This is a genomic window from Gilliamella sp. Nev5-1, assembly GCF_001690895.1.
Lineage (GTDB): Bacteria > Pseudomonadota > Gammaproteobacteria > Enterobacterales > Orbaceae > Gilliamella > Gilliamella apicola_C.
On record NZ_LZHO01000072.1, the window covers coordinates 1 to 5,613 of the forward strand.

At 39.8% G+C, this 5,613-nt stretch carries 5 protein-coding genes; all 5 read right to left on the reverse strand.

The window, feature by feature from the left end; translation table 11 throughout:
* Positions 1 to 366, reverse strand: a 366-nt coding sequence (locus tag A9G41_RS09885) for a hypothetical protein (RefSeq protein WP_143425452.1), incomplete at its 3' end; no start/stop codon positions are given.
* A 217-nt stretch (positions 367 to 583) separates the two neighbouring features.
* Entirely contained in the window at positions 584 to 1,354 is a 771-nt protein-coding gene (locus tag A9G41_RS09890) for a hypothetical protein (RefSeq protein WP_082259650.1), read from the reverse strand.
* A gap of 2 nt (positions 1,355 to 1,356) precedes the next feature.
* Entirely contained in the window at positions 1,357 to 2,487 is a 1,131-nt protein-coding gene (locus tag A9G41_RS14850) for an RHS repeat domain-containing protein (protein WP_143425453.1), read from the reverse strand.
* Positions 2,488 to 2,704: 217 nt separating this feature from the next.
* Complete coding sequence (locus A9G41_RS09900; RefSeq protein WP_075539609.1) at positions 2,705 to 3,478, reverse strand: hypothetical protein; 774 nt, start codon at positions 3,476 to 3,478, stop codon at positions 2,705 to 2,707.
* 2 nt (positions 3,479 to 3,480) lie between these two features.
* Positions 3,481 to 5,613 (reverse strand): RHS repeat-associated core domain-containing protein (locus A9G41_RS09905; protein ID WP_143425454.1); only part of this gene is annotated, 2,133 nt, incomplete at its 5' end.

Genomic DNA, 5,613 nt, shown 5'->3' on the forward strand with positions numbered 1-5,613 from the left:
CGGTCTAAAGCCGGTGCTGCCCGGCTCGTAAATGTAACTGATGCAGCGGTAGTCTTGGGCCTTGGTGTGTTCATTGCGGATTACCTCTACACTAAAGTCCGCATCATCGGCGTGGCATTCCGTAATGAGGTTTTCACCTTGCCAAAAGAACAGCGTTTTATCGCCCGTTTGCATGTCGGTTTTGCTGATTCGGCGACCAAAGGCGTCATACTCATAACAGTGTACGGTTTCTACCGTTTGATGAAAGTCTTTGTCGTTTTCGTCCCAGTAGTGGCGGATTTTTTTAAATTCAATAAGCTGATGTTGCCCATTCCATTTAAATTGGTGTTCAGTATGTTGCCGTTTACCGCGTAACTCTCGAATCACATTGCCGTATTCGTCGTACTGATATATGTATCAAAAACAGCCTTTGGGTAGGCTAAAAAGTTATTGTGTTTTTTATAATAATCGTTCAGAAAACATATTGATTTTATTTGATTTTTTAAGTGGTGTAAAATGATAGAGTAGAAAGGGCAACCCTTGCTGTTTTAATGCAAGGATTTGATATAAGCACGGTTGTTTATTTGTCGTCAATTATTCTATTTTAGGGTAGCCTACGTTTAGGTTTTTCTGGCTCTAGTGTGGGTAATTTCCATGATATTAATAATCCCAATTGTCCAAGAAAATAATTGATATTATCAAGTTCATTCTCGGGAACCAGCCATAACCATAATTTATTGCTTAATTTTTCAAGCGTACCATGGCTTGTATCACTTAATATCCAATCTTTCAACGTGGTATTATCTACACCAATCTCTAAATGATGCTGATTAATAATATTAGCGGTATAAATCATTCTTAATCGCTTATTGTCATCTAATTTTTTTTCGTCAAAATGATATTTTTCGTAAGGATATATTGTGGCAAAGTTGAATCCTCCGGCATACTCAGTTGCATTATTTGTACTCTTACACCTCGAATATTTTATGCCATAAGAAAAATAGTTTTGACGTGAAAAATCCTTTATCAACTCCAAAACAATACCATCATGATCTAGTTTATTATCATATAAAATATAAATATCGCTAGTACCGCCAAATTCTTCCGTATAATAAACCAAACGTAGATAACAAGTATCGTCTAACACATTCAGTACATCAAAAGCGGTCGCCTCTTGTAGATTTATTTTACGTTTTAATCCTTTCAGTGATATATTAACAAACTTAAAATCATTATAACTCTTCCTTATTATTGGTTTAATATAACTAGCTTCTGTAATAGGAATATTTAATGCCGAAAATAGTGTTTCAGCAAACTCTAACACAATATTTGGTGAGATGTCTTCTGTATTATACAAAACAATGCCACTGTACATAGCTAATTTCCTTCTTTTATACCTTTAATTAATAAATCTAACCGGTGTTTTATATCTCTTGCATTATATGGATGTTCAAATAGAGAAATAGCATCCTCTCTATAGCTACCTAATTTCTCCATAGCCTCCTTATTACGGCGAATTAACGACTCCAATTTATTTTTATCCGTTTTAGAGGCTAATTCTATAGCATGAACTTTCCCATTTTTATCGATAGCCATAATATCAGGTCTGCGTGCACTTGCCTTTGTTTTTAAAGCCATGTTATAAGAGCGATTTAAATATATTTCGGTGAACTGACCAGACATTGCCAGTTTATTGGCAATAGCCTCTGAAAACTGGTCATGCCCTGGTGTGCTATCAACTTGTCCTTTTCCATATATTTTTGTTCCATTCACTTCTCGGACAGGGCAAATTTTTGTCAACCCCAATGGGTCAATCCAAGCCAGTGGGTCAGGAACATAGCTATAAGCATTTTCACCGCCAACCAGTCCGATAGGGTCTTGGCTGATGTAGCGGGCGGTGTACGGGTCGTAATAGCGGTAGCGATTATAGTGTAACCCTGACTCCTCGTCAAAATACTGCCCTTGAAAGCGCAGGTTTTGTGGTACGGTGCGGTATTCTATGGCAAGGTTGCCATAGGATTTGTAAACACCACTCCAAACTATATCACCACTTGCGGTCATTAGCTCTTGTGGGGTGCCGAGTTGGTCGTTGAGGTAGTAGTAGATTTGCCCTCCTCGTCCTCGACCCACTAGCTGCGCCATTGGTCTAAAGCCGGTGCTGCTGGGTTCGTAGATGTAGCTTAGGCAGCGGTAGTTTTGGGCTTTTGTGTGTTCATTGCGGATAGCTTCTACACTAAAATCCGCATCATCGGCGTGGCATTCCGTAATGAGGTTTTCACCTTGCCAAAAGAACAGCGTTTTATCGCCCGTTTGCATGTCGGTTTTGCTGATTCGGCGACCAAAGGCGTCATACTCATAACAGTGTACGGTTTCTACCGTTTGATGAAAGTCTTTGTCGTTTTCGTCCCAGTAGTGGCGGATTTTTTTAAATTCAATAAGCTGATGTTGCCCATTCCATTTAAATTGGTGTTCAGTATGTTGCCGTTTACCGCGTAACTCTCGAATCACATTGCCGTATTCGTCGTACTGATATATGTATCAAAAACAGCCTTTGGGTAGGCTAAAAAGTTATTGTGTTTTTTATAATAATCGTTCAGAAAACATATTGATTTTATTTGATTTTTTAAGTGGTGTAAAATGATAGAGTAGAAAGGGCAACCCTTGCTGTTTTAATGCAAGGATTTGATATAAGCACGGTTGTTTATTTGTCGTCAATTATTCTATTTTAGGGTAGCCTACGTTTAGGTTTTTCTGGCTCTAGTGTGGGTAATTTCCATGATATTAATAATCCCAATTGTCCAAGAAAATAATTGATATTATCAAGTTCATTCTCGGGAACCAGCCATAACCATAATTTATCGCTTAATTTTTCAAGCGTACCATGGCTTGTATTACTTAATATCCAATCTTTCAGCGTGGTGTTCTTCTCTACACTAATATCTAAATGATAACAATTAATAATATTTGCGGTATAAATCATTCTCAGTCGCTTATTGTCGTTTAATAGTTCTTCTTCAAAATAAGATTTTTCGTAAGGGTATATAGCACTTGGTCGGCTCCCCGCAGCATATAAAATGGCATCATCTATACTCTTGCATCCCGTAAATTTTATGCCATAAGAAAAATGGTTTTGGCAAGCAAAATTTTTTATAGTGTTCAAAATGATATTATCATGATCAAGTTTATTATCATATGAAATATAAATTTTGTTACTCCTCCCAAATTTATCAGTATTATAGCTAAATCGAAGATGATATATATTGTCTACTTCATTAACGATATAAAAAGCAAGAATTTCCGGTAGATCTATTTTTTGTTTTAATCCTTTTAGGGATATTTTAACCAGTTTAAAATCACTATAGTCCTTCTTGATTATCGGCTTAACATAACTAGTTTCTGTAATAGGAACATTTAATACTGAAAATAATGTTTCGGCAAACGCTAAGCCAATATTCTTTGAGATAGTTTTGGTATCGTATAAAACAATGCCACTGTACATGTTTACCCTCCTTCTTTTATACCTTTAATCAATATATCTAATTCGTGTTTTATGTTTGTCGCATTATATGGATGTTTAAATAGAAAAATTCGTTTATCGCTATAGACTCCTAACTTTTCCATAACTTGTTTATTACGCTCTACTAAAAATTCTAATTTATTTTTATCCGTTTTAGAGGCTATCTCTATCGCATGAACTTTTCCATTTTTATCGATAGCCATAATATCGGGTCTGCGTGCACTTGTCTTTGTTTTTAAAGCCATGTTATAAGAGCGATTTAAATATATTTCGGTGAACTGGCCAGACATAGCCAGTTTATTGGCGATGGCCTCTGAAAACTGGTCATGCCCCGGTGTGCTATCAACTTGTCCTTTTCCATATATTTTTGTTCCATTTACTTCTCGGACAGGGCAAATTTTTGTCAACCCCAACGGGTCAATCCAAGCCAGTGGGTCAGGAACGTAGCTATAGGCATTTTCACCACCAGCCAGTCCGATAGGGTCTTGGCTGATGTAGCGGGCGGTGTACGGGTCGTAATAGCGGTAGCGATTATAGTGTAACCCTGACTCTTCGTCAAAATACTGCCCTTGAAAGCGCAGATTTTGTGGTACGGTGCGGTATTCTATGGCGAGGTTGCCATAGGATTTGTAAACACCACTCCAGACAATGTCGCCATTCGCCGTTATGAGCTCTTGCGGGGTGCCGAGTTGGTCGTTGAGGTAGTAGTAGATTTGCCCACCTCGTCCACGACCGACTAACTGCGCCATCGGTCTAAAGCCGGTGCTGCCCGGCTCGTAAATGTAACTGATGCAGCGGTAGTCTTGGGCCTTGGTGTGTTCATTGCGGATTACCTCTACACTAAAGTCCGCATCATCGGCGTGGCATTCCGTAATAAGGTTTTCACCTTGCCAGAAGAACAGCGTTTTATCGCCCGTTTGCATGTCGGTTTTGCTGATTCGGCGACCAAAGGCGTCATATTCATAACCGTGTACGGTTTCTACCGTTTGATGAAAGTCTTTGTCGTTTTCGTCCCAGTAGTGGCGGATTTTTTTAAATTCAATAAGCTGATGTTGCCCATTCCATTTAAATTGGTGTTCAGTATGTTGCCGTTTACCGCGTAACTCTCGAATCACATTGCCGTATTGGTCGTACTGATAATGGCGGTCACCTTGAATCAATAAGCGGTTAGCCTTGAGCTTGTTGCTGTGGGGGCAGGGTGCTTTGGGGGTGCCATGGGTTTTGGCAGTAGATGATGCGTGTTTTAATTCATCAAGTGGCTTTTCACTGCCCAGTAAGTTATCGGCCCCGTCGAAATAAAAGTGCTCATGATAGCCTTTATAGCTCAGCTCATCCGGTAATTGCCCTTGGCTATAAGGTTGGTGGCTAGCGCTACTGAGTCGGCTTTTTAAGTCGTGGGTAAAGGTTTTTACCCCTTTGTAGTTGTCGGTCATTTGGGTGAGCTCACCGGCAACATTATATTGGTAATGACGTTCAATCGGTTTATTTAGGCTGTCTTTGACCCTGACTTTTTGATTAAGCAATCGACCACGGCTATCAAATTGCTGATGACAATTGAGTTCGCCACATCGCCCCATGCTACGGGCAATTTCATTGCCTTCCTGCCAGCGGTGGGTTGATAGTGTTTGACCGTTTAGGTCAATTTGGCTGACTTCATCACCTCGGTAATAGTGGGTTAAGATGTTACCATCAGGCAGGCGCATTCTAAATAAGCGTCCCGCTTGGTCATAATCAAAATATTGACTACTAAAGCCTTGGTGCTCTTGCGTGATGCGTCCACATTTGTCGTATTGCCATACCAGTGGCCATTTGCCATCGTCCACCTCATTGAGTCGACCAAATCCATCATAGTGGTAGGTGACCTTTTGTCCATCAGGCAATATACGGGCAGTTAACCGTCCGCAATGGTCACGCTCATAGGTGGTGATTAAGGCGGTGTCGTCTTGTCGAGTATCGCCGTATTCTGTTCGCTTGATTATCTGGTCATTAGCATCATAATCCCAAACGATATAGCGCCCATCAAACAGTTTTTCTGTTTTTACTTTGCCACTCGGCGTGTAATCAATATGATAATGGTCGCCATTGGCATTAATAATGTCGCTAATTTCACCATGCAC